Origin of the sequence: Cystobacter fuscus, assembly GCF_044360685.1 — a bacterium.
Classification (GTDB): domain Bacteria; phylum Myxococcota; class Myxococcia; order Myxococcales; family Myxococcaceae; genus Cystobacter; species Cystobacter fuscus_C.
On sequence record NZ_CP043491.1, the window covers coordinates 11,132,127 to 11,156,646 of the forward strand.

A 24,520-nucleotide genomic window follows, 5' to 3' on the forward strand; every position below is an offset into this window, starting at 1 on the left:
TCAAAAAGCCATGAGGGTGTGGTGTTCTCCACCCCATGCGAAATCCATTCAGGTGGGCATGGCTGGCCGTGGTGCTGAGTGCGGTCCTGGAGATTGGCTGTGCGGCGACGGATGACCATGACGAAGCAGCCCTGACCCTGGCCACACGCGCCTCGGGTGCGGCCACCCGGCTGGAGTCCTCGACGGTCGCATTGGCCGCGGGCGACGCCCACTCCCTGGCGCTGCACACCGACGGCACCGTCTGGGCCTGGGGCCACAATCACAACGGCCAACTGGGCGATGGCACCACCACCCCTCGACTCTCCCCGGTTCAGGTGCCAAGTCTGACAGACGTGGTGGCGCTGAGCGCGGGCGGCTTCCACTCCCTGGCGTTGCGTACCAACGGCACCGTCTGGGCCTGGGGCCACAACTCCTTCGGCCAACTGGGCGATGGCACCACCACCCCTCGACTCACCCCGGTTCAGGTGCCGGGCCTGACAGACGTGGTGGCACTGAGCGCGGACAGCTACCACTCCCTGGCGTTGCGCACCGACGGCACCGTCTGGGCCTGGGGCAACAACTCCTACGGCCAACTGGGCGATGGCACCACCACCCCTCGACTCACCCCGGTTCAGGTGTCAGGCCTGACAGACGTGGTGGCGCTGAGCACGGGTTACAACCACTCCCTGGCGTTGCGCACCGACGGCACCGTCTGGGCCTGGGGCAACAACTCCTCTGGCCAACTGGGCGATGACACCGGCACCCCTCGACTCACCCCGGTTCAGGTGCCAGGCCTGACAGGCGTGGTGGCGCTGAGCACGGGCGGCGACCACTCCCTGGCGCTGCGCACCGACCGCACCGTCTGGGCCTGGGGCAACAACTCCTCTGGCCAACTGGGCGATGGCAGCATCTTCAGTCGCCCCCCGTTTCAGGTGCCAGGCATGACAGACGTGGTGGCGCTGAGCACGGGTTACAACCACTCCCTGGCGGTGCGCACCGACGGCACCGTCCGGGCCTGGGGCGACAACTCCTCCGGCCAACTCGGCGATGGCACCACCACCAATCGACGCAGACCGGTTCGGGTGCCAGACCTGACAAACGTGGTGGCGCTGAGCGCGGGCGGCTACTACTCCCTGGCGTTGCGCACCGACGGCACCATCTCGGCCTGGGGCAGAAACGCCTCAGGACAATTGGGAAATGGCATCCCCACAAAGCGGTCCTCTCCAGTCCCAGTATCCGGCTTGACAGACGTGGTGGCACTGAGCGCGGGCGGCAACCACTCCCTGGCGTTGCGCACCGACCGTACCGTCTGGACCTGGGGCTACAATTACTCCGGCCAACTGGGCGATGGCACCACCAGCCATCGACTCACGACGTTTCAGGTGCCAGGCCTGACAGACGTGGTGGCGCTGAGCGCGGGCGGCTTCCACTCCCTGGCGTTGCGCACCGACGGTACCGTCCGGGCCTGGGGCGACAACGCCTCCGGCCAACTGGGCGATGGCACCACCACCCCTCGACTCTCCCCGGTTCAGGTGCCGGGCCTGACGGACGTGGTGGCGCTGAGCGCGGGCCACCTCTACTCCCTGGCGGTGCGCACCGACGGCACCGTCTGGGCATGGGGCCACAACACCTTCGGCCAACTGGGCGATGGCACCACCACCACCCCTCGACGCACGCCGGTTCAGGTGGCAGGCCTGACAGACGTGGTGGCGCTGAGCGCGGGCTACAACCACTCCCTGGCGGTGCGCACCGACGGCACCGTCTGGGCCTGGGGCAACAACGGCTCCGGCCAACTGGGCGATGGCACCACCACCCCTCGACTCACCCCGGTTCAGGTGCCAGGCCTGACGGACGTGGTGGTGCTGAGCGCGGGCTACAACCACTCACTGGCGTTGCGCACCGACGGCACCGTCTGGGCCTGGGGCCACAACTCCTTCGGCCAACTCGGCGATGGCACCACCACCCCTCGACGCTCCCCGGTTCAGGTGCCGGGCCTGACAGACGTGGTGGCGCTGAGCGCGGGCGACAACCACTCCCTGGCGGTGCGCACCGACGGAACCGTCCGGGCCTGGGGCGACAACTCCTCCGGCCAACTCGGCGATGGCACCACCACCCATCATTTCTCCCCAGTCCTGGTATCCGGTCTCACGGGCACGACCAGTCTATCCGGTGGTCAAGGACACTCGCTGGCGCTGCGTATGGACGGGACCGCACGAGCCTGGGGCGACAACGAATACGGACAACTCGGTGATGGGACCGCTGCCTTTTTCCCCTATCCCGTGCAGGTGCCCTGACAGGGTCGAGCACAACAGGCGTTGACGCCCGCATCTGGGTTGGAGGAGCCATGAGCCGCGAGCCGAAGCAAAAGCCACCCACCACCCCAGATGGGCGCTACTTCGTGATGAAGGGCGTGCTGTGGCGGTGCTCGGACCCGGGGCTCGGGCCCAAGCAGCGCGCGCTCCTCGTGGAGGCGCTCATGCACGCGCGGCGGGACGTGGGCCGGGCCCTTCGCGCCGGGGACTCGGAGGCCGAGCGCCAGGCGCGCGCCCGCGTCCACAAGGCCAAGGTGGCGCTCGGGGAGCGGGGCCCGCCGTGGTGGACGGATGACGCTCCGGACTTCAACCGCCACCGGGTGGAGAACACGCCCTATGCCGCGTGGTTCCACGCCCTGCCTGCTCAGATCGAGGGCACCTCGGCCGGCACATCCTCGTAGTACGCGATGACGTTGCCGTAATTGTAGACGTTGTTGTCGGTGTTGATGGCCTGGCTCGCGTCCTTGGTGCAGGCCGCCGCCGTGGGATCGAACCGCTTCCACTCGCCATCCGCGCCCTTGTACTCGACCCAGGCGTGATTGCCCTTGTTCGTCTCTCCACCCACGACGCGCGCATCGATGCCCGCCGCCTCGAAGCGCTGCGCCGCCTCGACCGCCATGTCCGTGCAGATGCCGGACTTGGAACCATCGAAGTTGTTCTCGTTGTCCACCGCGGCATCAAACGACTTGCCGCCCGAGTTGTCGTAGTTCCAGCTCGTCGCGTCCTGGGCGATCTGCTGCGCCACCGCGTCCGCATTGGCCGAGCCATTGAACGAGGGGCCCTGTCCGGGGGGCGAATCGAGCCCCAAGTCCGTCGGCCCACCCTCCCCCAGAGCATCCAGCCCACCCGGCCCGCCCGCCTGGGGAACACCGCCACCACCGCCCGGGATCCCACCACCACCGCCACCACCACCGCCGCCGCCCTTCTGCGAGGACTCGAAGCCATCCTGGGTCAGCGCCTTGATGAGCTCCTGCAACAGCTTCATCAGCTCATCGATGTTCGGCTGCTGCTTCGACCCGGGAGCGTCGGCGTACTTCGTCTCGGCGGGAGCGATGGGAGCCCGCGGGGGGAGCCGATAGGAGGACGAGGAGGGGAGGCGGGAAATGGACATGGCGCGAGGTCTCGGAGTCGTCGGGAAGGAAGCGGCATCAGCCCGTGCCGCCCACTCTCCCCAAAGCAGTCCTCGTGCCAGCGCCTTCCGAACCTCTCGATTCCTCATAACCTCCCAGCATCATTATCGAGAGTTGAGTCCTCCCCTTCCGAGGACCCGGTGACAACCGTCACCAGATCGCCCGCCTCCTGGTGACTGATGTCATCAGGGCCGCCCCCGGCATGACGCCACGCGTCCCGTCACGGCTGCGCGGGGCCGAGCGCGCGCTCGGAGAACTTCCTCGCGGCCCGGAGGAGCTCGTCACTCAGGGGCGTGCCACTCACCGCCCTCGACAACGAGAGCGCGCCATACATGAGCGCGATCAACCCGAGCGCCTGCTGCCGGTGCTCGCCCTCGGACCCCATGAGGTCGGCGAGCGAGCGGACATAATGAGACAGCTCCTTCTCGAGCGCGCCGCGATAGGGCTCTCCTTCCCGCGCGACCTCCGGGGCGACGCTGGGCATCACACACCCCATGTCCGGATGGTCGCGGTGCTGGCGGGACAGGTAGCGCTCCACCACGCTCAGCACCCGTTCCCGGGGCGAATCGCCCTTGGCCGAGCCCAGCAGCCGGTTCCACATCGTGCTCGCCGCGCTCTGGATGGTCTCGGTGAAGAGGTGCTCCTTGGACTCGAAGTGCCCATAGAAGCCGCCGACGGTGAGCCCGGCGCCCTTCATGACATCCATCACCGAGCTGGCCTTGATGCCCCGCTCCCGCAGGAGCGCCGCCGCCGAGGCGAGGATGGCTTCACGCGACTTCTGCTTCTGTTCCGTCTTCTGGTTCATGAAGGGACCCCGGTACGACGGCTCAGAGCCGCTCGATGATGGTGGCGATCCCCTGACCGCCCCCCACGCACATGGTAATGAGCGCGGTCTGCTTGCCGCTACGCTCGAGTTCATCGAGCGCCGTGCCGAGCAACATCGCCCCCGTCGCGCCGAGCGGATGGCCGAGCGCGATGGAGCCCCCGTTGACGTTCACGCGCTCGGGGTCGATGCCCAGCGCGCGAATGGTCTGGAGCACCACCCCCGCGAAGGCCTCGTTGATTTCCCACAGGTCGATGTCGCGCGCCGTCATGCCCGCCTGGCGCAGCGCCTTCTGGCTCGCCGGCGCGGGTCCCGTGAGCATCAGCACCGGCTCGGTGCCCACGGTCGCCATGGCGCGGATGCGGGCGCGCGGTTGGATTCCCTTCTCCCGGACGTAGCGCTCCGAGGCGAGCACCACCGCGGCGGCGCCATCGACGATGCCGCTCGAGTTGCCCGCGGTGTGCACATGCTGGAGGGCCCGGGCCCGCGGATAGGCCGCGAGCGCGAGCTGATCGAGCGTCTCGCCCCGGGGCCCCGCGACCGTCTCCCCCATCGCGACGAAGGAGGGCTTGAGCGCGGCGAGCCCCTCGGCCGTGGTGTCCGGCCGGGGGAACTCGTCCCGCTCGAGCACCACCGCCCCGGTGCCTGGATCCCTCACGGGGAAGAGCGACTTCACGAAGCGGCCCTCCTCGATGGCGCGCGCCGCGTTCCTCTGGGAGCGCAGCGCCACGGCGTCGAGGTCCTCGCGGGAGAACCCCTCGAGCGTGGCGATGAGGTCGGCGCTGATGCCCTGGGGCACCTGGAACAGGCGCTCGCGCAGGTGCGGGTTGTTGCCATCCTGGCCGCCGCCGTCCGCGCCCATGGGCACGCGCGACATGCTCTCCACGCCTCCGGCGACCGCTAGGTCCATCGCGCCCGAGGCCACCCCCATGGCCCCGAAGTGGATCGCCTGCAGCCCCGACGCGCAGAAGCGGTTGAGCGACACCGCCGACACCTGCTGGGGCCAGCCCGCGGTGAGCACCGCGTTGCGCGCCAGGTTGGCGCCCTGCTCTCCCACCTGGGAGACACACCCGGCCATCACGTCATCGACATCGCCCGCCTCGAAGCGCCCGCGCGCTCGGAGCGCGTTCAACACCTGCGCGAACAACTCCTGCGGGTGGATGCCCGACAGTGCTCCCTTGCCCGCCTTGCCCCTCCCCCGGGGGGTGCGTGCGGCGTCGATGACATAGCTGGTGGTCATGGCCCGGCTCCTTTGGATTATGAGCGTAATATGTCTGCCTTCCTCCGGAGAATCAAGTCGGCCCCCAGGACAGCACCCGGATGGGCGGTGTGTGGCGTGTTCACCCCGGGCCAGATGATTGGAATGGCAGACATCACCTCCCCGGACGGCTCGCGCGTGTGGATGAACTCCACTCGGAGTCCCTCCTCTCAGCGTGCCTCAGATTGGATTTGTTTATGACAGCCACAAGCGCTAGGGTGCCTTTCACTGGATTCCAGTCCTCGCCGTTCTTTCTTGTTTCAACCCAAACCATAACCATTTCGCTGGAAAGGCCCCCATGTCCCTCTCCATCCGCTCGCGTGCCCTCGGCGCGATGCTCTCGCTTGGGTTCTGCGCGCTGCTCGGCGCGCCCGCTTCCGCGCAGGCCGCCAGCACCGAGGCGTGCGCCGGAGGCGGCTTCCGCCTGGAGCTGCCCAACAACAAGACGCTGTCCGGCTCGGTCCGCACGAAGATCGACCGGCGGAGTCTGCCCTCGCACGGCACGCTGCGCGTGCGCGGCACCTACATCGACTTCGACATCGATGTGTCGACGTTCGCCGTCTACAACTACACGCTCAAGGCGACGAGCAACCCGCTGGACATCACGGGCGGGGTGACCACGGTGCTCTTCGCGGGCAAGGTGCCCAACCTCGGCACGCAGACGCTGGAGAAGGACGACCTCGAGGTGGAGATGGGCGCGGGCGACCTGTTCCTGCTGCGCCGGGGCGAGCGCATCAAGATGAAGATCCAGGCGAAGGACTGCGCCCAGGGCGGCATCTTCCAGATGGAGCCGGAGACGGAGACGGCCGGGGCGACGATCGACGTCACCCACACCCTGGGGCCCGACGTCTTCTATTTCACCAATCCGTACACCGGGAAGATCAACTTCGGCAACGCCAACCTCCTCCGGGGCAAGGACAGCCCCCAGGTGGCGGCGAAGCTCGTGCAGGGCGAGCGCGAGACGGTCTGGCGAGTGACGTCCGGGGGCCGCATGGGAGGCGTGCTCGGTGAGGACGCGGTGGAGAACTCGCCGCCCGCCACCTCGTGCACCCAGGACTGCCAGGCGCAGAACCGCGTCCAGGGCAAGTACGACGTGCCGGATCCCGTCTATGAGAACGACGGCGGCGGCATCGGGGGTGGCGGCGACGACTGAGCGGGCGGACAACCGAGGGCCCGGGTGGTCCGGGCTCGCGCGGAAATGCCGTGGGGGCGGTGCGCGGTGTCTAGGCAGGGACCGGGTGCATCTGCGAGGCTCCGCCCCGCGTGCACTTCGAGATGCCCCTGCTCATCGGCCTGATGGTGGCCGCCAGTACCCTCGCGATCGCCGCCAAGCGCGTGCGCATCCCCTACAGCGTCGCGCTGGTGGTGGGAGGCCTGTTTATCTCCGTGGCGGGCCTGCTGCCCGGCATTCCTCCGCTCAACCCGGAGTTCGTCTTCCTCGTGTGCCTGCCGCTGTTGCTCTTCGAGGGGGGCATCACTGCGGACGTGGCCAACGTGCGCGCCAACCTGGTGCCCATCGCCACGCTGGCGAGCCTGGGCATGGTGCTGGCCATCACCGCCACCGGCACCGCGCTGCACTACGCGCTGGGGCTGAGCTGGGGGCCGGCGCTGCTGCTCGGCGCCATGCTCTCCGTCACCGACACCGTCTCCATCCTCTACGCCTTCCGCCGCGTGGCCGTGCCCCGGCGCCTGTCGGGCATCATGCAGGGCGAGAGCCTCTTCAATGACGGCACCGCGCTCGTGGCCTACGCGGCCATCGCCGGCGTGGTGACGCGGGGCGAGACGAGCTTCTCCCTGCCACTCTTGAGCGCCCAGGTGGTGCTCGCCACCATCGGGGGAGTCGCCATCGGGCTGGCGCTGGGCACCGGGGCGGGCTTCATCATCCGCCGCACGAGGGATCCGCTCGCGGAGATCATGGTCACCACGGCGCTCGCGCTGAGCGCGTACACGATTGGCGAGCAGGTGCACCTGTCGGGCGCCATCGCCGCGGTGACGGCCGGACTGACGACGGGCATCACCCTGCGCCGCCACGTGGCGCCCCAGAGCCAGGTGGCCATCCACACCTTCTGGGAGTACGTCACCTTCGGGGTGAACACCTTCCTCTTCCTGTCGGTGGGGCTCGCCACGAAGCCCGGGGCGCTGGTGCGCCACCTGCCGCTCACCCTGCTCGCGGTGGCGTGCGTCTTCGCCGGGCGCGCGGTGGCCATCTACGGGCCCTTCCTGCTGTTGCGCTGGCTGCGCCCCTCGGCCTGCGTGCCCGTGCGCTGGCAGCACGTCTTCATCTTCGGCAACATCAAGGGCGCGCTGTCCATCGGCCTCGCGATCGGTCTGCCCGCGGGCACACCCGCGCGCGAGGAGCTGGTGTCCATCGCCTTCGGCGTCACCTTCCTGTCGCTCGTGGTCCAGGGGCTGACGCTCACCGGCTTCCTGCGGCGCCTGGGGCTCATCCACGAGGACCCCGTGGCCCACGCGGTGAGCGAGCAGCAGGCGCGGCTCATCGCCAGCCGTGCCGCGCGTCAGGAGCTGGAGCAGCTGCATGACCAGGGGCTCATCCCGCGCGCGGCCTACGAGCACCTGCGCAGCGACTACCAGGTGGGCATCGCCAGCGCCGAGCGGGAGCTGCGCCGGCTGAGCGAGCAGCACCTGACGCAGGCGGCGCGGCTGGTGCTGACGACGCGCCGGCACCTGGTGGACGCCGAGCGCACGGCGCTCCTGTCGGCGCGGCTCGCGGGCCTCATTCCCGAGGCCACGGCGGAAGCACAGCTCGCGCGGCTGGACGCGCGCACCCTGGAGCTGGAGCACGTGTTGTCGGATGTGCCCGATGAGCCTCCGGGCAATGGGAGGAAGGCGACATGAAGGTGGTCATCGCGGGGGGAGGCCGGGTGGGAGGCGCGCTGGCGGCGCGGCTGGTGAACGAGCAGCACCACGTGACGGTGGTGGACCGGGACGCCGCGACGTGCCACCGCCTGTTCGAGGACATCGGCGTGGTGACGGTGTGCGGGGATGCCACGGACCCACGGGTGCTCGAGTCCACGGGCATCATCAACGCGGACATCGCGGCCGGGGTGCTGGCGCGCGACGCGGAGAACCTGGCGTTCGCCACGCTGGTGCGCGCGGTGAGCCCGGCGCGAGTCATGGTGCGCATGCTGGACAGCCGCTACCGCGAGCCCTACCGGCTCGCCGGGGTGGGCGAGCTGGTGGAAGAGGCGGAAGTGGTGGTCACGAAGATGGCGACCGCCATCGACTTCCCCCAGGTGGCGGGCTCGCTGCCGCTGGCCGCCGGGGACGCCATCCTCTTCGAGCTCAAGGTGAACACCAAGGCGGTGGTGGCCGGGCGCACGGTGGCCCAGGTGCGCGCCCAGCCGGACTTCCCGCGCGAGTGCGTCTTCATTGGCATGGTGGACCCCGAGGGGCGCATCACCCTGCCGGACGGCAACACGGTGCTGCGCGCGGGCCACACCCTCATCCTCGTGGCGCGCCGCGCCGAGCTGGCCCGCGCGGTGGAGTGCCTCACGCTCGAGCCCCAGCACACGCCGGACACGCCGCTGGCGGACATGCTGCGCCGGGTGGACTTCCTCGCGCCGCTGGGCACCGAGGAGGTGCTCAAGCTGGCGCACGGCGCCGAGTACCTGCGCAAGGACGCCGGAGAGCCCATCTTCAAGAAGGGGGACGCGGGAGAGACGTTCTTCGTCGTCGTCTCCGGGCAGGTGAACCTCCTGGGCGAGGGCAACAAGCTCGTGGAGGTGGTGAAGCCCGGGGGCTTCTTCGGGGAGCTGGCCCTGCTCACCGGCGAGCCGCGGGCCACCCATGCCTCGGCGGCCACCGTGTGCGAGCTGGCGAGCGTGGGCCGCGAGGACTTCCGCGGCGTGGTGATGGCCAATCCCGTCATCGCCCTGGAGATGAGCCGCATCCTCGGCCAGCGGCTGTCGCGCATGGCGCAGGAGGACCCCGCGCCGCGCAAGCGCAAGGGTCTGTTCGGCCGCTAACGCGCGCCGCGTCCATCGGCGGCCACGGGCAGGACGCGCCAGGCCACGTTGTCGTGATTCGCGTCGCCGAAGGCGGGCTGGAAGAGCTCCGGGTGTTCGGCCATCCACCGCGCCTCGATGGGCGCGGGGGCCAGCGTCACCACGTAGTCGGCTCCCACGCGAGGCCCTCAGCGCTGGAAGTCCACGCCCACGCCCAGGCCCGCGGAGAAGCCCTGCAGCAGGTGGCCCTCCGCCTGGGGGAAGTGCACCGTGCCGCCCATGAGCACGCCGTAGAGGGCGGGCAGGAAGCGGTGGCGCAGCTCGGCGGCCACGGAGTAGCGCGGCCTGCCCGTGAGGTCCGTGAGGATGACGCGCAGCTCGCCCACCGTCTTGTCGCCGGGCAGGTGCAGCTGGAGCGCGGCGTCCGCGTCCACCCGTCCGGTGGTGACGAAGTACTCGCCCGAGGCGCTGACGCTCAGCGCCAGGTCCTCCGGGTTGAGGGGAATCACCGCCGCCGCCACCTCGCCATACCCCGAGAAGGTCCCCGGCAGCACCTCCTCCGCGAGCGGCGCCGCGCTCAGGCCCACCCCGGAGAAGCGCGCCAGCTCGTAGCCCGCGCCGAAGAAGCCGAAGCGGAAGCGGCCGCCCTGGCGCCGGCCCTCGAGCCGGCCGGTGATGTCCAACGAGGGATCCGGCTTGCCCCGCACGACGAGGCCCACGGTCGCGCCGTAGTCCGGCACCGACTCGATGAGGGTGTCCGCCCGCGCGCCCGCCGCGGCCTGGAGCCACAACTGCAAGGTGTCGCTGCGCACCACGCCCGCCTGCAACCCGAGGCTCGCCGCGGACAGGGAGGGCGTCGTGCCCCCCGCCAGCCCGAAGTCATGCGCCACGTCCACCGACAGGAGGAAGCGGTCGAAGGCCGTGTCCTGATCGCTCAGCACGCGGCCCAGGTCCAGGCGGAACTCCCCCGCGAAGAGCCGCGCGCCCAGCACGTCGCTGGCGAACACCTCCACCCGGGTGGGGCCGAGGTAGGCGACGAAGTTGGCCCCCGCGGGGTGGTAGTCCTGGGACAGGTTGTTGTTGTAGCGGTTGATGAGCCAGCCCGCGCCCAGCGTCCAGGTGGAGAACGCCCCCGCGCGCAGTTGCAGCATGCCGTCATCCCGGCCGATGCGCAGCTCACGCACGAGCTGACCGAAGTCACTGAGCTCGTCCCAGTCCTGGCGCCGCAGCCGGGCGGCATGGTCCGCTTCCGCCTGGGAGGGCTCCGTGTCGATCAGCCGCAAGCGCAGCGGCGCCCCCATCTCGAACTCGAACTCCTCGCCGCCCTTGACGCCCAGACGGGGAAACACGGCCACGAAACCGTCCATCCCATTGGTGCCCAGGCCGGAGGGAAGGGCGAGTGCCCCCGCCTCGAGTGAGGCATGGAAGCGAATGCCTTCTTCCGCCGGGGCGGGATTCTCGACGAAGGCCCGAGGGGTCTGCTGAAGCGTGTAAGCGAGGAGGAGGGCACCAATCATGGCGCGTCACTCTAATCCGCCTTCCGCCACACGTCCGTGAACTCCGGCCCCGCCAGGAGTGCACCTTGTCCCTCTGAACAGCGTACGACCAGGCGTCCAGTATCCGACTGGACGCGTCCCGACGCGCCGCTCAGGCGACGACGACGATGTGCGTGCCAGTCGCCTGGGACATGGCGCGCGAGGACACCAGCTTCGCGGCGGCCTTCGTCTCCCCTGCCACGTCGAACGCCGCGGCGATCAAATCCCCCAGCGTCACCTGCACCTTGTGCACCGGACGGCTCGCCTTCGCCTTGGCCACCACCCGCCCCGCCTTCTTCACCTGACGCGCCACCTGGTTCATCACCGCACCACTCCGCTGGGTCTTCGCCATGGTTCGCCCCGTCCCTTTGAGTCGCTCGTCCACCGTGTTGCCCGCCGCCCACCGCCGCCGCCCGACGGGAATATCTCTTAGCAACCGGCGTGCCCGCACTTAACCCCTTGAAATCAGAGGGGTACCTCCGCGAACGAGCGCACAAGAGCCGGGCCAGGCACTGACATTTCTACCGGGTGGCGGGGAATTCCCCCCGGAACGAATGACCGGACGCCAGACCAGCGGGCATGCATGCGTCGGGAGCCGCTCAAACGACCTCGGGCCCACGCGGCGCCAGGGAGGCGGCCGGGTGAGCCCGAGTGGGAGAAGCGAGGAGGAGAAGGGAGGGGTGTTACTTCGCGGCGGGAGAGGAGAGCACGAGGATGAGCTCGCCCCCCACGTGCTTGCCGGCGCGCTGGTAGACGGCGCCCTCGCGGCCCAGCTCCACGTCCACGGCGGACAACTGGGGCACGTCCACGCGCAGGGTGGCGGTGTCGCCCTGCAGGCGCAACAGCCGCAGCGAGGCGGTCACCCCATTGGGCAGCTTCACCTCGGCGGACACCTGGGTGCCCACCTCCAGGGCCTGCTGCGACAGGCGCTTGAAGGAGGTGAAGTTGAAGTTCTGCTTCTGGAAGGTCTCCTTCATCTTCTGGAGCTCGGGAGGACTCACCTCCGAGCCATTCCGGGAGACGAGCACCACCGCCACCTCCACCTGGAGCTTCTGGGCCTTGGCGGCGGGAGCGGGAGCCTGGGCGCGCGCCTGGGTGGGAAGCAAGGACAACCCCAGCAGGGACAACAGCAGTGGGGCCACCAGGATGCGCGTCGTCATCGTCACAGCTCTCCTCCCTTGGGCGGTTGCTCCGGCGCCGCGGGCTTCGCGGGCCGGCGCGCCGGCACGTCCTTGAGCGACTCCCCTTCCAGCTCGTCCGTTTCATCACCGGGCACGCCGCGGGGTTTGGCCGGAGAGGCATCGTGCGCCGCGGGCGCGTCCTCGTCCACCGCCCAGATGATGGTGTTACCATCATCGGACTCCAGCACCACCGGGGCCGCCGTGGCGCCCTCGGAGGCACGCACGGCGCGCACCTTCATGCGCTCGGCGCCATAGCCCAGGGGGGCCGAGGGACGGTTCATCACCATGGGGACGGCCACCAGCACCACCACCGCCGCCGTGGCCAGCGAGGAGAGCATGGCCGTGCGGTGGTAGAGGAACATCTCCGAGAGCGAGATGCGCACGCGCTCGAGCAGCGGCGGACGCTCGGGCGTCACCCGGGCCATCACCTTCTGGGTGAAGTCCTTGAAGTCCACCTCGTCCACCGCCATCTCCAGCCCCACCCGCAGGAGCGCGGACTCGGCGCGCAGGTCGGCCGCCCGGCTGGCGCAGTCACGGCAGGCACCCAGGTGCCGCTCGACGTTGATGCGCTCGGCGGGGGACACCTCGCCGTCGATGTACGGCGACAACAACGGGATGAAACGCTCACATGCGGGATTGGCGGGGGCCATGGTGTTTCCTACCCGTTCCAAGAGGGGACGTGCGGCTTGGACGGTAATGGAAAAGCAATATTCCAAGCCGTCTCACTCACTGCCCACTCCGCTCTTGGCCTCGTCCAACTCCAGGTATTCACTGAGGATTTTCTGCACCTTGGCCCGCGCGTGGAACAGCCGGCTCATCACCGTGCCCTTGGGGATGTCCAACGTGCGCGACAGGTCCTCGTACGACATGCCCTCCACCTCGCGCAGCAGGAGGATGGCGCGGTGCTTCTCCGGCACGGTGGCCAGGGCCTCTTGAATCTTCTCGGCCAGCTCGCGGCGCAGGGCGCTCTTCTGGGGGTTGGTGCCCAGGCGGCTGCCCAGGGCGCCGATGCGGGCCTCGCCCAGATCCGTGGCGATGGACTCGTCGAACTCCTCCATCTGCCCGCCCGAGGAGCCTTTGCGGCGCATCACGTCGATACAGATGTTGACGGTGATGCGGTAGAGCCACGTGTAGAAGGACGAGTCGCCCTTGAAGTGGTCCAGGTACTTGTAGACCTTGACGAAGGCCTCCTGCGAGACGTCCATCGCCTCGTCCTTGTCCTTGAGCATGCCCAGCGCGACGGCGTACACCTTGCGCTGGTAGCGCTCGACAAGGAGCTTGAAGGCGCGTTGGTCTCCATCACGGACGCGCTTGACGAGAGTGAGGTCGTCGGTGGCCAAGGGTGGGCCACCCTAGCACGGGCCACCCTCTTCCCAAGCATTCTCAGAGGCTCACGAGCATGGCCACCAACAAAGCGGCCCCCATCAGGCAGATGACGGCACCAAACGCCAGTTGACTCCACTTCTCCTTGAGCACCGCGCTGTCCTCGGGCGAGGCGCGCAGCGAATGGAGCACGCTCCACAGCATCTGCGGCCCCAGGCGTTTGTTCGTCCCTCGACGTTCCCGCTCCTTCTTCTCCTCCTCCCACTCCTGACGGAGGTCGCGCGGGGCGAGCTGCCCAGGGGCGAGCACCTGAGCCTGCTGCGTACCCGATGCCTGGACGCCCGCCTGGACAGCGGACGGAGAAGTACGCTCCGCCTCCTTCTCCTTCTGCTCGGTCACCCGTTGGCCCTGGGGCTGGCGCGCGGCGGCCTCCTTGCGCACCTCGGGCTGCTCCGGCGTGCGGCGCTCCTCGGCCACCGGCAGGGAGACCTCGGTGGGGAGCCGCTCGAGACCGGGCTCCATGTGGACCTGGTCGAGCTGGGCGTGGAACTCCTCCAACGAAGGGGCGTCGAGCAGCTCGAGCGCCACCTCCACCCCATCGCGCCCCGTGCGAACGTCCCGCAGGGCGGCGAAGCCGTTGGCGGTGAGCGTCTCGGCGAAGGCCTGGCGTCCCGCCGGCGTCTGGCCCAGGGGATTCCTCGCGTTCGCCTCGGCGTAGGCGCTGAACATGGCCCACAGCCGCAGGGAGCGGCTGGCGGAGGACTGCCTCGGAGGCAGCAGGAGCAGGTTCTCCGCGAAGTGCTCGGCGAGCGCCTCCTGGCCGATGATGCCGGACAAATCCGGCAACAGATCCTCCAGGGACACCTCGCCCCGAGCACCGGCAGGTCCCGTCGGGGAGGCGACCGGCGAGCCAGGCCCGGAGGCGGGAAGAGAGGGGCGTCCACCCGGCCTCGTCGAGGGACTGGACTCGAAGAGCGTGCCGGCATTGGCGAGCCGCTCACCTCGCACGGTGCGGGTCCCCGCCTCTCCGCGCGGAGCCCCGAACACTCCCGTGGACTGGCCGTCGGCGACCCGGCCCCGCCCGGGCCCCCGCGGCGGAGCTTCCGGCGTCCCCAGCTCCGAGGGAGCCTCGAACCCGCTCGCCGCGTCCTCGGCGCTCCGGGGCTGACCCGGCCGCCCTCCCGGAGCCCGGGGTTCCTCCAGCTCGTGGGGCACGTCGAACCCACCGGAAGACGCCTCCGCGGCGTCCCGCGTCCGGGTCGACACCTGGGGCCGCTCCGCCGACGCCCAGGGATCATCCGCATCCCGCGGAACGTCGAACTCACCGGAGGAGGCCTCCGCGGCGTCCCGTGCCCGGGTCGGCACCTGGGGCCGCTCCGTCGGCTCGCCCAGCTCCGGGGGTGCATCGAACTCACCGGAAGACGCATCCGCGGCGTCCCGTGCCCGGGTCGGCACCTGGGGCCGCTCTCCCGAGGGGCGGGAGCTCTCGAAATCCGACCCGCGCGCGCCCCCCTCCTCCGTGCGGCCACGCGTCCGGGGCCGCTCCGTCGAGGGGCTGCTCTCGAAGACTTCCGCGGACTTGCCTTCCCGGGGGCGCTCGGTGCGGGGCGCCTCCCGGGGCATCAACTCATCCTGGGAGAAGTCGATGCCGCCGCCCTTCGTCTCACGCGGACCTCCCGTACGGGGGGACTCTCCCTCCGGAACGGGTCGCCCTCCCGACGTCGTGGTCCCCGTGTCCAGCGGGGAGCGGCCGATGCGCGTGCGCTCCTCCCCCATTCCCGGCCTGTCGCCTCGACCCGTGTCCAGCGGGGAGCGGCCGATGCGCGTGCGCTCCTCCCCCATTCCCGGCCTGTCGCCCCGACCCGGCGAGCCGTTGCCGGAAGCGCGAGAAGGCACGAAGCCCGAGGACCCCGGAGACCCCTTGATGTTTCCAGCCTGGCTCATCCCCTGGATTGTCGTCTGGATGGCGAGCAAGTTTCCAGGGGGCGGGATCAGGCCGTCGATCCTTCACTCCTCCTCGCGCTCCACCTTCACCGCGGACGTCATCCCGTTGACATCCAACGTGACGCTGAAGACGGAGACCTGTCCGTCCCCATCCCGATCACCTCGCGCGAAGCAGGTGACCTCGGCCTCTCCCAGAGGGGTTTCCTGCACCACCACCTGGTACTGGTGCCGCACGTGCTCGCCGGGCTCGAACCCCAGCTTTCGCATGTTCTCATCGGGTGCGAAAGGCACGGCCTGTCCGCCGCGAGGCACCTGGGCGGGCACGGGGCCCGCCGCGAGGAAGACGCCGTTCTCATCCCGGTAGGCCTGCGCGTCACCGCACAGGCGCAGCACGTTGACGCGCGCCTCCTGCGACAGGGCCGTCGCGTCGACCACGGCCCCCGCGCCTCCCGGCGCTCGCAACACGAAGACGCCGAGGGCGCCCAGCCCCAGGACGGCGACCACCGCGCCGCCCACGAGCATCTTCCCGTTGCGAGTCATGTCAGGCACCCACCCAGTCGCGCGGACGACGGAGCACCTCCACCAGACGCGCCTCCTCGGTGCCCGGCTCCGGGTGGTAGTCGTAGCGCCAGCGCACCCGCGGCGGCAGGGACATGAGGATGGACTCGGTGCGCCCCTTCGTCTCCAGACCGAAGATGGTGCCCCGATCCCACACGAGGTTGAACTCCACGTACCGCCCGCGCCGCAACTCCTGCCAGGCGCGCTGCTCCTCGGTGTAGGGCGTGTCCTTGCGCCGCTCGGCGATGGGCAGGTACGCGGGCAGGAAGGCCCGGCTCACGTCCTTCACGAAGGAGAACTCACGCTCCAGCCCCTCCCCCGTGTTCTCGAAGAAGATGCCGCCCACGCCCCGCGCCTCCTCCCGGTGGCGCAGGTAGAAGTACTCATCACATGCCTTCTTGTAGCGCGGGTAGTACGCGGGATCGTGCCGGTCACACGCCTCCTTGTGCACCCGGTGGAAGTGCACCGCGTCCTCCTCCTGGAGGTAGTACGGCGTCAGGTCCGCGCCCCCGCCGAACCAGGCCTTCGAGCCCTGGTGGATGAAGCGGTAGTTGGCGTGCACGGTGGGCACATGCGGATTGCGCGGGTGGAGCACCAGCGACAGGCCCCCCGCCCAGAACGTGCGCCCCTGGCCCTGCAGCTTGTTCGCGAACGCCTCCTCCAGTTCGCCGAACACCACCGAGGTGCTCACCCCGCCCTTCTCCAGGAACGCCCCCTCCTCCAGCACGCGGCTGCGTCCCCCGCCGCCTCCCGGCCGCTTCCAGTGGTCCTCGCGGAAACGGGCCTTGCCGTCCAGCCGCTCCAACGCGCCACAGATGTCATCCTGGAGGGCGTGAATGTGATCCGCCATCTGCTTCTTGAGCGTCTCCAAATCCACCGTCATGGGTTCTCCTGGGTCGCCACGGGTGCCTCGAATTGCAGGGGAGCGACCCCCTGCACGAGGTTGCCCGCCGCATCGAATACATCGATCTTCGCCCGATAGCTCTTGCCGTCTTCCAGGGCGAACGCCCCTCCGCAGGCGCCATGGCCCAACATGGCCACGCCATCATGCAGCGGGAGGACATAGTGCTGGGGCGACATGTTGTCCTTGTCCTTGCTCCGGCTGAGCGTCACCTGTGCGTACGCCGGGCTGTCCTCGGACAAGGACATGCGCAGCTTGACGAAGCGCTCGCTGCCCTCGCGGGTGCGGCGGAAGATGCCCTCGCTCACCACGGGACGCTTGAGCCAGCGCGGACGCGCCAGATCCTGCCCCCGCCCGCTGTTCCACTCGGGCATCGAGTGGCCCATGCTGTTGAGCACCTTCACCCCGGGCAGCACGTCGTCCAGGCGCAACGTGTAGACGAGGCCCGGCTTGAGCGGGCCCGCGAGCCGCAGGACGACGAGGGTGCGGCCCAGGGTACTCGTCCAGCCGCGCTGGATGCGTACCTCCACTTCGTGCCCCTCCGTCTGCATCCGCAGGATGCGGCCGGGCAGCGCCCCCACCTTCTCGGAGAGCGATCCCACACCCTCGAGCAGGAGGCGGGTATTGGTGGGAACCACCGAGCCCGGCGCGGGAAACAATTGCACGCCATCCGCGGGGCAGGCGGCATGGGCCGAGGGAACGAACAAACAGAGAGTGAGCAGCAAGCCGACGAGTCGCACGAGGCCTCCGAGTCTGCGCCGGCCCGGCGTCGGAGGCCAGCGTCGCGAAACCTCTCGAGCTCCGTCCCACATGTCCCACCTCGGTTCATGGACGGGCCCTCGCCCGAAGGGTCGAGGGGGCCGAAGCGCGCCTCATGGGAGGCAAGACTTTCCCGCATCACGAGGAGCAGGCGCTTGAGGTGTTTGGGGTTGAGGATGATTCGCGAGCGCTCCCCGGAACGTTGGCGGCCCCCTGCCCGCCGCGCAGGGGGACCGCTTCCTCGATGGGCCGCGCGGGGACCGGGTCAGGGTCCCCCTACACGAGACTGGCGAGGATCCCGGCGACCTCCCGGGCCTTCAGGATGAAACCGACGTGGCTGGACTCGACGGTCCTCACGTCGAACCGGTTGTCCGGCGTCAGGGCATCGGCCTCGGCGATCATCTTGTCCTGCATGGCGAGCGGGATCGACCGATCCTGCGTGAGCCGGATGTAGCTGTGGGGGATCCGCCCCCAGGTGCGCGCATCGACTCGCGCATCCGCCACCATGACGGAGATGGACTCGTCGGGCTGCAAGGTATTGAGGAACGCCCGGAACTGGTCATCGGTGGCCTCGGCCATCAGGGCGGCTTTCGCATTGGCGAGGAAGCTCGGGTCCGACGACCGGTAGTTGGCCCGGCCCACGCCAATCTGCGTGGGATTCCCCACGGCCACGCCCGCCAGGCTGGGCAGCAGGCTCTCGTTGTTCTCCGGCGCCTGGCTGTACTCGGCGATGCTGGGCAGATCGACGCAGCACCAGGCGGAGATGTAGACGAGCCGGGCGAGCAGGTCGGGGATGGCGTTGCCGACTCCGCTGATGGTCACCCCGCCCATGCTGACACCGACCAGGATGACCGGCCCGTGCACGGCGACGCGCCGCACGATGTCGACGACGTGGTCCACGTTGTCCTGGAGGCTGAACCGCGCCATCGTCGACGGCTCGTTGGCGAACGCCTCCAGGTCCTGGGGGGCCTGGTACGAAATGGGGAACTGCGCGTCGAAGCCATGGCCCGGTAGATCCACGGCGAGCGTGCGATGCCCCAGCAGGGTGAGCTCGCGAAGCAGCGGAGCCCAGCTGAACGAATTGCTGCCGGCTCCGTGGACGAACACGAAGGTCGGCTGCCCCTTCTCGCGTGAAGCATCTCGGTGGGTTGCTTGAGTCATGGGATTCCGTTCTCGGCGAGGTGGGAGAGGTGACCGCACCCGCCCCCACCGACGTCTGTAGGGACACCCTGTGGCCTATCCCTCCTTGCCACTCTACCCCTCAAGCGAAGACGTCGGCCACCCGTTGACCCTGCTTCCCGCCATGGCCTCACCCCTCGGAGCAGCACACCGTCTCCTGGTGGATTCTCCCCACCCCGGACGGACCCTGGAACGCCCCTTCACCCGGCTCGAGCTTCTTCTTCACCGGGCTTCTGGAGCCCTCCCCCCAGCCGCGCCTCCACCAACGCACACAAGGCCTCGAGGTCGAACGGCTTGTCCAGCCGGGCGTTGTCCACACGCGCGAGGAACTCGCGGGCCGTCGCCGTGAACGCCCCACCCGTGATGAAGATGATGTCCCGGACGCGCTCGGGCATGCGCTGGGCGAGCGCTTCATGGAACTCCATCCCGGTCATCTCGGGCATCATCACGTCACAGAGGATCAGGTCCCACGGCTGTCCCTGCTCCATCCACGCCAGCGCCGCCTGGGCCCGATCGAAGGCGATGACCTCGTGCGTCCGGCCCAGGGTGCGCTCCAGGGAGGAGAGCACCCGGGCCTCATCGTCCACCACCAGCAGGCGACCACGCCGCATGGCCGGGACCTCGGCGCGCGGGGGCACGGGCCCGGGTGGGGCGGCCTCGGGCCCGCCAGGCTCGCGCCGCGCGGGAGGCGGGAGCACCACCCGGAACACCGTGCCCTTGCCCACTTCGCTCTCGAACTGAAGCTCCCCTCCCATGTGGGTGATGAGCGTGTGGGAGATGGACAGCCCCAGCCCCATGCCCTCGCCCACGGGCTGGGTGGTGAAGAACGGCTCGAAGATGCGCGAGCGGATGGACTCCGGGATGCCATGGCCCGTGTCGCTCACCTCGATGAGCACCCGCCCCTCGGCGTCCACGCGCGTGGTGATGCGGATCTCGTGTTGGTCCGCCGCGCCCTCGGGGATGGCGTGTGCCGCGTTCATCAGCAGGTTGAGGAACACCTGTCTCAGACGCGCCTCGTTGGCGTACACCGGGGGCACCGGCTGGTACTCCCTCACCACGCGCACCCGGTGGCGGAGCTCGTTCCACGCCAGCGACACCGCCGAGTCGATGGTCCGGTGCAGCTCCAGCCACTCCATGCGATCGTCCGCCGGATGGCTGAAGGCCATCAGGTCGCGCACGATGCGCCGGATGCGCTCGCCTCCCTCGTGCGCTTCCCCCAGGGCCTGGGTCAGCTCGTCCACATCGAGTTCTCCGGCCGGACGCTCACGCACCTCCGTCAGCGCGTAGCTCACGTTGGCCATGACATACGCCAGCGGGTTGTTGATCTCGTGCGCCACCCCGGCCGCGAGCGTGCCCACCGAACTCATCCGTTCCGCCAGCGCCACGCGAGCACGCAGCGCCTCGCGCTCGCTGATGTCCAGGCTCATGCCGATGAGGCGCAGCGGATGGCCCTCGGTATCGCGCAGGATGGCGCACCGGCTGAACATTCGCGACCACGTGCCATTGGCGAGGCGGAAGCGGTACTCATCCGTCCATATCGAGGCGCCCTGGGCGAGGGCCTGCTTGAGGCTCTCCTTCACACGCGCCCGGTCCCCCGGGTGGAAGCGATCGAACCACCAGGAGGCGTCGCTCCTCGCGTGCTCCAACTCATCACCGAGCATCTCGGCGACGCGTGGGTTCCACGTGAGCTGGTTGGCCTTCAAATCCCAATCCCAGATGGCGTCATGGGTGGTGCGCTGGAGGATGTCGATGCGCTCCTGGCTGGCGCGCAGCTCGGCGATGAGCCGCCGCTGCTCGTGATTCATGCGGCGCAGCTCCAGCAGACTGACCACCTGCCGGGCCAGGGCCTCGAGCGAGCGGGTCTGCTCCGGGGTGAGCTGGCGGGGCGTGTAGTCGAGGACACAGACGGTGCCCAGCGCATGCCCCTGCGGGTTGATGAGGGGGACGCCCGCATAGAAGCGGATGCTCCAGGGCGCGGTGACGAACGGGTTGTCGCGGAAGCGGGCGTCGGCGGTGGTGTCCTCGATGATGAAGGGCTCGGGCTGAAGGATGGCGTGGGCGCAGAAGCCCTCCTCCCGCGAGCACCCCTCGATGCCCACACCCTGGCGGGACTTGAACCACTGGCGCGTCTCATCCACCAGGACCACGGCGGCCATGGGGGTGCAACAGATCCGCGAGGCCAGGTGGGTGACGTCGTCGAAGGACAGCTCGGGTTCCGTATCGAGCACCGCGTAGCTGCGCAGGGCCGCCAGCCGCTCCTGCTCGTTGTCGGGCAGTGGGGCGGCCACCGCGCCTCCAGTGGGTGGTGAGTCGGGGACGCGTGCCATGGTCAGCTCCTGCCGATGCCGTGACCCGGCCCCGGTCGTCCCAGCCACTCTAAGAGCCCTCCTCGAGACCCACCACCCCTCGATTTGAAAGTCATGGAGGGACACGAGGCGATTGTCCCTCCTCGCACCTCGTGAACCCCTCCTCACGCGTCAGGCGAAAACGTCCGCCACCAGACGGCCCTGCTTCTCCATGCCCTCCAGCCACGCCGTGGCCTCCGCCTCGGAGCAGCCCACCGTCTCCTGGTGGATTCTCGCCAACGTCTCGCGGACAGCGGGCGCCATGCGCCGCCCATCCCCACAGATGAAGAACATCGCGCCCTGGGCCAGCAGCGCCTTCACCTGCTCGCGCTCCTTCCACAGCCGGTGCTGCACGAACAGCACGTCGCCCTCCGGCTGGCGGAAGAAGGCGGGCAGCACCTTCACCACGCCCTCCCGCTCCCACGTCGCCAGTTCCTCGCGGTAGAGGAAGTCCACCTCCGGGTGGTCACACCCGAAGAAGAACAACGCGGGCCCGGCCGCCTCCCCTCGCGCGTGGCGCAGGGCACGCTCCTGGATGAAACCCCGGAAGGGCGCCAGTCCCGTCCCCGCTCCCACCATGATGATGGGCGTCGCGTTCGACGCGGGCGGATGGAAGGGCGCGTTCGGCGTGCGCACCGCCACCGCCACCTGCTCGCCCGGACGCAGCCGCGCCAGGTAGCTCGAGCACGTGCCATGGAAGCGGCCCTGGCCACTCCACGCCTCCGCGTCCACCACCGCCACCGTCAGCGTGCACACCGTGGGATCCGCCCTCGGCGAGGACGACACCGAGTACTGCCGCACGCGCATGGCCGGCAGCAGCTCGAGGAAGTCCCCGAAGGTGAGGATGCACGAGGTGTACTGCTCCAACAGATCCAACACGCTCACACGCTTGTCGAGGATCTCCTTCTTGTAGCGCTCGGCGTCCTGGGCGAGGGCCGCCAGGTGCATGGCGTGCGGCGGACACGGGTTCTTCTCCGCCAGCCGCTCCAGGTCCTTGCGCGTGGCGGGCGCCGACAGCTCCACGTGCCGGCCGAGCAACTCCTGCACCGACACCGGCTTGTCCGTGGGCAGCGACGACGCCATGGCACCCCGGCTCGAGTGCAGGACGACGGCGGCGTCCGTGCGCACCCCGAAACGCCGCGCGGCGCGCTCCACGAGGTCCGGGTGGTTCTCCGGCAGCACCGCCAGGTAGTCACCCGCCGCGTACGTCACGCCCTCGGGCAGCTTGAACGCGAGGTGCCGCTTGGAGCGTCCGAGCGGCGACGTCATGTCGACGAGCTCGCGGTTGTCCACCAGCGTGGCCAGCTCGAGCTTGTTCTGCTTCACCAGCTCCGCGCTCGAGGACGGCACCAGCTCCACCGTGTAGAGCGGCTCGGACGACACCGCGCGTGAGGACACGCCGAGCGCCGCGCCCACCTTCTCCCAGAAGGGCGCGTACCAGTGCTCGAAGTCGCCGAAGAAGTCCCCCCGCGCATCGGCCTCGCCGCGCGCGACGAGTGCCTCGGCTCCCGCGGCGCTCAGCCGCTCGTCGAAGTGCTTGGGAATGGCCTGGTACGTCGCGGCCCAGTCCCGGTTGCCGCAGCCGAACACCGCGTAGCGCACACCAAGCAGCGAGCCCTCGGGGACGTTCGAAATCCACGTGTGGAAGGCCCGCGCGTTGTCCGGCGGCTGGCCGTTGTAGGAGGCCGTCACGAGGACGACGGCGCCCTCCTTGGGCAGCTTCCCGGTGGAGTCGTCCAGCGGCGCCACCTTCGCCGAGTAGCCCCGCGCGAGCCCGTCACTGGCGATGCGCCGGGCGAACGCCTCCGAGGCCCCCGAGTTGGAGCCGTAGAGCAGCAGCAGAGGCGTGCCATGCGAGGCCACCCCCTCCTGCTTCGCGGCGGGCACGGCTGCAACGGGCGTGGGACGCGAGGCGAGCGGACGGGAGACGGGCTTGCGCACACGGACGCGCAGCTTGAGCCCCTCGGGTTTGAGGGTGAGCGTCTCGCGGACGTGGAGCTCGTACGGCGCGGGCTCCACGAGGTGGAAGCGCTGGAGCATCATGCCCAGCACCAGCGTGGCCTCCTGGAGCGCGAACGCCCGGCCGATGCACGAGCGCTGCCCGTTGCCAAACGGCTTCCACGCGTGTGGCGGAATGCTGTCGCGCACCTCGGGGGCGAAGCGATCCGGATCGAAGCGCTCCGGATCCTTCCACACCGTGGGATCACGGTGCAGCATCGTGGTGAGCACCACCGCGGTGTCATCGCGGCGGATGGGGTAGGTGCCCGCGATCAGCGTCTCCTCCGCCTTCGGGTGCACGGAGAAGGCCGGCGCGGTGGGCCACAGACGCAGCGACTCGCGAAGAATCTGATCGATGTAGTGCAGTTGGCTGACCTGCTCGAAGCGCGGCAGCTCGTCGCCCAGCACCCGGTCCACCTCGGCATAGGCCTTCTCGAGCACCTCGGGGTGGCGCAGCAAGAAGTACGTGGCGAAGGACAACAGGCCGCTCGTCGTCTCGTGACCCGCGATGAGGAAGGTCACCATCTGGTTGCGGATGTTCTCCTCGTCGAGCCCCTCGCCCGTGAGGGGATCCTTCGCGCCGAGCATGAGGCTGAGCAGGTCGCGCGGGGCCTCCTCCGGCGAGAGCGCGCGGCGCTTGGCGATGAGCTCGCGCGTCACCTCGTGCATGTAGCCGATGTCCGCCTGGAACTGGCGCTGGGTGCGCAGCATGAGCTGCGTCTGGAGTGGGACGCGCCGGGCGCGATTGCCCGCCTCGGCCAGGGCTCGAACCATGGACTCGACGAAGGGGTGCATCTCCTTCTGATAGAAGCTGTTGAAGCGGTAGCCGAAGCCACACAGCGCGATGGTGTCGAGCGTGAGCCGCGTCATGTTGTCCGGCACGTCGAGCACGGCCTCCGGCCCGAAGCGCTCCCAGCGCGTGAACATCTGGTCGGCCACGTCGAGCATGTCGTCGTGGTAGTTGCGCATGGCCGCGGGACCGAACGCGGGCATCAACAGACGGTGGGCCTTGCCCCAGTTGGGCTCCTCCGTCATCGCGGTGAAGAGGCCGTCACCGGCGAAGTCGCGGATCTGCTTGAGTGCCCCGCTCACCTGCTTGTCGAAGCGGCTCTCGTCGCAGACATCCGCCACCAGCTCATGCGAGCTGAGAACCAGCACGGTGCGCCCCCCGGGAAACGACAGCCGGAAGATGGGCCCCAACTCGCGCGCGAGCTTCATCAGGTTCTGCGTGGGCGTCTCGAAGCCGACGTCCGGCACATTGCCGACGAGGGGACGCACCAGGGGCTGGGGAATCGTGCTCGAATGGGAAGACTTCATCGAAGGACTCCGG

21 protein-coding genes and 1 pseudogene are annotated in these 24,520 nt (G+C 69.5%); 5 read left to right on the plus strand and 17 right to left on the minus strand.

The window, feature by feature from the left end:
• Nucleotides 1–35 precede the first annotated feature (35 nt).
• Nucleotides 36–2,273 carry an RCC1 domain-containing protein gene (locus tag F0U63_RS45505; RefSeq protein ID WP_395841162.1) on the plus strand — a complete coding sequence of 746 codons (2,238 nt, stop codon included), beginning with the start codon at nucleotides 36–38 and terminating at the stop codon, nucleotides 2,271–2,273.
• A gap of 50 nt (nucleotides 2,274–2,323) precedes the next feature.
• Nucleotides 2,324–2,692 carry a hypothetical protein gene (locus F0U63_RS45510; RefSeq protein ID WP_395841164.1) on the plus strand — a complete coding sequence of 123 codons (369 nt, stop codon included), beginning with the start codon at nucleotides 2,324–2,326 and terminating at the stop codon, nucleotides 2,690–2,692.
• On the opposite strand, the gene F0U63_RS45515 is transcribed toward F0U63_RS45510, so the two are convergent.
• The 3 genes from F0U63_RS45515 to F0U63_RS45525 form a co-directional block, all read right to left on the minus strand.
• Nucleotides 2,656–3,402 (minus strand): transglutaminase domain-containing protein, encoded by a 747-nt coding sequence (locus F0U63_RS45515; RefSeq protein WP_395841166.1) that lies wholly within the window; start codon nucleotides 3,400–3,402, stop codon nucleotides 2,656–2,658. The two genes, F0U63_RS45510 and F0U63_RS45515, sit on opposite strands and share 37 nt — an antisense overlap.
• A 239-nt stretch (nucleotides 3,403–3,641) precedes the next feature.
• Nucleotides 3,642–4,226, minus strand: coding sequence for a TetR/AcrR family transcriptional regulator (locus F0U63_RS45520; protein ID WP_395841168.1), 585 nt, complete (start codon nucleotides 4,224–4,226; stop codon nucleotides 3,642–3,644).
• 22 nt (nucleotides 4,227–4,248) lie between these two features.
• Complete coding sequence (locus tag F0U63_RS45525; RefSeq protein WP_395841170.1) at nucleotides 4,249–5,484, minus strand: acetyl-CoA C-acetyltransferase; 1,236 nt, start codon at nucleotides 5,482–5,484, stop codon at nucleotides 4,249–4,251.
• Between the two features lie 316 nt (nucleotides 5,485–5,800).
• On the opposite strand from F0U63_RS45525, the gene F0U63_RS45530 reads away from it, so the two are divergent.
• The 3 genes from F0U63_RS45530 to F0U63_RS45540 all read left to right on the plus strand — a co-directional run bounded on the left by F0U63_RS45530 (nucleotide 5,801) and on the right by F0U63_RS45540 (nucleotide 9,488).
• Nucleotides 5,801–6,655 (plus strand): hypothetical protein, encoded by an 855-nt coding sequence (locus F0U63_RS45530; RefSeq protein ID WP_395841172.1) that lies wholly within the window; start codon nucleotides 5,801–5,803, stop codon nucleotides 6,653–6,655.
• 110 nt (nucleotides 6,656–6,765) lie between these two features.
• Nucleotides 6,766–8,358, plus strand: coding sequence for a cation:proton antiporter (locus F0U63_RS45535; RefSeq protein WP_395841174.1), 1,593 nt, complete (start codon nucleotides 6,766–6,768; stop codon nucleotides 8,356–8,358).
• Nucleotides 8,355–9,488, plus strand: coding sequence for an NAD-binding protein (locus F0U63_RS45540; RefSeq protein WP_395841176.1), 1,134 nt, complete (start codon nucleotides 8,355–8,357; stop codon nucleotides 9,486–9,488). The genes F0U63_RS45535 and F0U63_RS45540 overlap by 4 nt, the downstream gene beginning before the upstream one ends.
• Here F0U63_RS45540 and F0U63_RS45545 read toward each other — a convergent pair.
• From F0U63_RS45545 to F0U63_RS45610, 14 genes and pseudogenes are all read right to left on the minus strand, one after another.
• A complete protein-coding gene (locus F0U63_RS45545; RefSeq protein WP_395841178.1) occupies nucleotides 9,485–9,646 on the minus strand; it encodes a hypothetical protein in 162 nt (53 codons plus the stop codon). The two genes, F0U63_RS45540 and F0U63_RS45545, sit on opposite strands and share 4 nt — an antisense overlap.
• A gap of 9 nt (nucleotides 9,647–9,655) precedes the next feature.
• Nucleotides 9,656–10,984 carry a hypothetical protein gene (locus F0U63_RS45550; RefSeq protein WP_395841180.1) on the minus strand — a complete coding sequence of 443 codons (1,329 nt, stop codon included), beginning with the start codon at nucleotides 10,982–10,984 and terminating at the stop codon, nucleotides 9,656–9,658.
• A 130-nt stretch (nucleotides 10,985–11,114) separates the two neighbouring features.
• The gene (locus tag F0U63_RS45555; RefSeq protein ID WP_395841182.1) at nucleotides 11,115–11,354 is read right to left on the minus strand and encodes a chaperonin; all 240 of its coding nucleotides are present in this window, start codon (nucleotides 11,352–11,354) and stop codon (nucleotides 11,115–11,117) included.
• 331 nt (nucleotides 11,355–11,685) lie between these two features.
• The gene (locus F0U63_RS45560) at nucleotides 11,686–12,162 is read right to left on the minus strand and encodes a hypothetical protein (protein ID WP_395841184.1); all 477 of its coding nucleotides are present in this window, start codon (nucleotides 12,160–12,162) and stop codon (nucleotides 11,686–11,688) included.
• 2 nt (nucleotides 12,163–12,164) lie between these two features.
• Entirely contained in the window at nucleotides 12,165–12,833 is a 669-nt protein-coding gene (locus F0U63_RS45565) for an anti-sigma factor family protein (RefSeq protein ID WP_395841186.1), read from the minus strand.
• A 72-nt stretch (nucleotides 12,834–12,905) separates the two neighbouring features.
• On the minus strand, nucleotides 12,906–13,523 hold the full coding sequence (locus F0U63_RS45570) for an RNA polymerase sigma factor (RefSeq protein ID WP_071896319.1): 618 nt from the start codon (nucleotides 13,521–13,523) through the stop codon (nucleotides 12,906–12,908).
• A gap of 43 nt (nucleotides 13,524–13,566) precedes the next feature.
• A complete protein-coding gene (locus F0U63_RS45575; protein ID WP_395841188.1) occupies nucleotides 13,567–15,450 on the minus strand; it encodes a hypothetical protein in 1,884 nt (627 codons plus the stop codon).
• A 63-nt stretch (nucleotides 15,451–15,513) separates the two neighbouring features.
• Nucleotides 15,514–15,990, minus strand: coding sequence for a hypothetical protein (locus F0U63_RS45580; RefSeq protein ID WP_395841190.1), 477 nt, complete (start codon nucleotides 15,988–15,990; stop codon nucleotides 15,514–15,516).
• 1 nt (nucleotide 15,991) lies between these two features.
• Nucleotides 15,992–16,891: an oxygen-dependent coproporphyrinogen oxidase gene (gene hemF / locus F0U63_RS45585; protein ID WP_395841192.1), complete on the minus strand. Its 900-nt coding sequence runs from the start codon at nucleotides 16,889–16,891 to the stop codon at nucleotides 15,992–15,994.
• Nucleotides 16,888–17,649 carry a hypothetical protein gene (locus tag F0U63_RS45590; RefSeq protein ID WP_395841194.1) on the minus strand — a complete coding sequence of 254 codons (762 nt, stop codon included), beginning with the start codon at nucleotides 17,647–17,649 and terminating at the stop codon, nucleotides 16,888–16,890. The genes hemF and F0U63_RS45590 overlap by 4 nt, the downstream gene beginning before the upstream one ends.
• 122 nt (nucleotides 17,650–17,771) lie before the next feature.
• Nucleotides 17,772–17,861: pseudogene (locus F0U63_RS45595) on the minus strand (DUF3467 domain-containing protein); the annotation flags it as partial.
• An 83-nt stretch (nucleotides 17,862–17,944) separates the two neighbouring features.
• A complete protein-coding gene (locus F0U63_RS45600) occupies nucleotides 17,945–18,829 on the minus strand; it encodes an alpha/beta hydrolase (protein ID WP_395841196.1) in 885 nt (294 codons plus the stop codon).
• 218 nt (nucleotides 18,830–19,047) lie between these two features.
• On the minus strand, nucleotides 19,048–21,174 hold the full coding sequence (locus F0U63_RS45605) for an ATP-binding protein (protein WP_395841198.1): 2,127 nt from the start codon (nucleotides 21,172–21,174) through the stop codon (nucleotides 19,048–19,050).
• 150 nt (nucleotides 21,175–21,324) lie between these two features.
• Entirely contained in the window at nucleotides 21,325–24,507 is a 3,183-nt protein-coding gene (locus F0U63_RS45610; RefSeq protein WP_395841200.1) for a bifunctional cytochrome P450/NADPH--P450 reductase, read from the minus strand.
• Nucleotides 24,508–24,520: the final 13 nt, after the last annotated feature.

Bases quoted from the DNA above. Each gene is read 5' to 3' on its own strand.
- F0U63_RS45505 (WP_395841162.1), top strand. From the start codon at position 36: ATGCGAAATCCATTCAGGTGGGCATGGCTGGCCGTGGTGCTGAGTGCG.
- F0U63_RS45510 (WP_395841164.1), top strand. From the start codon at position 2,324: ATGAGCCGCGAGCCGAAGCAAAAGCCACCCACCACCCCAGATGGGCGC.
- F0U63_RS45515 (WP_395841166.1), bottom strand. From the start codon at position 3,402: ATGTCCATTTCCCGCCTCCCCTCCTCGTCCTCCTATCGGCTCCCCCCG.
- F0U63_RS45520 (WP_395841168.1), bottom strand. From the start codon at position 4,226: ATGAACCAGAAGACGGAACAGAAGCAGAAGTCGCGTGAAGCCATCCTC.
- F0U63_RS45525 (WP_395841170.1), bottom strand. From the start codon at position 5,484: ATGACCACCAGCTATGTCATCGACGCCGCACGCACCCCCCGGGGGAGG.
- F0U63_RS45530 (WP_395841172.1), top strand. From the start codon at position 5,801: ATGTCCCTCTCCATCCGCTCGCGTGCCCTCGGCGCGATGCTCTCGCTT.
- F0U63_RS45540 (WP_395841176.1), top strand. From the start codon at position 8,355: ATGAAGGTGGTCATCGCGGGGGGAGGCCGGGTGGGAGGCGCGCTGGCG.
- F0U63_RS45550 (WP_395841180.1), bottom strand. From the start codon at position 10,984: ATGATTGGTGCCCTCCTCCTCGCTTACACGCTTCAGCAGACCCCTCGG.
- F0U63_RS45555 (WP_395841182.1), bottom strand. From the start codon at position 11,354: ATGGCGAAGACCCAGCGGAGTGGTGCGGTGATGAACCAGGTGGCGCGT.
- F0U63_RS45560 (WP_395841184.1), bottom strand. From the start codon at position 12,162: ATGACGACGCGCATCCTGGTGGCCCCACTGCTGTTGTCCCTGCTGGGG.
- F0U63_RS45565 (WP_395841186.1), bottom strand. From the start codon at position 12,833: ATGGCCCCCGCCAATCCCGCATGTGAGCGTTTCATCCCGTTGTTGTCG.
- F0U63_RS45575 (WP_395841188.1), bottom strand. From the start codon at position 15,450: ATGAGCCAGGCTGGAAACATCAAGGGGTCTCCGGGGTCCTCGGGCTTC.
- F0U63_RS45580 (WP_395841190.1), bottom strand. From the start codon at position 15,990: ATGACTCGCAACGGGAAGATGCTCGTGGGCGGCGCGGTGGTCGCCGTC.
- hemF (WP_395841192.1), bottom strand. From the start codon at position 16,891: ATGACGGTGGATTTGGAGACGCTCAAGAAGCAGATGGCGGATCACATT.
- F0U63_RS45600 (WP_395841196.1), bottom strand. From the start codon at position 18,829: ATGACTCAAGCAACCCACCGAGATGCTTCACGCGAGAAGGGGCAGCCG.
- F0U63_RS45605 (WP_395841198.1), bottom strand. From the start codon at position 21,174: ATGGCACGCGTCCCCGACTCACCACCCACTGGAGGCGCGGTGGCCGCC.
- F0U63_RS45610 (WP_395841200.1), bottom strand. From the start codon at position 24,507: ATGAAGTCTTCCCATTCGAGCACGATTCCCCAGCCCCTGGTGCGTCCC.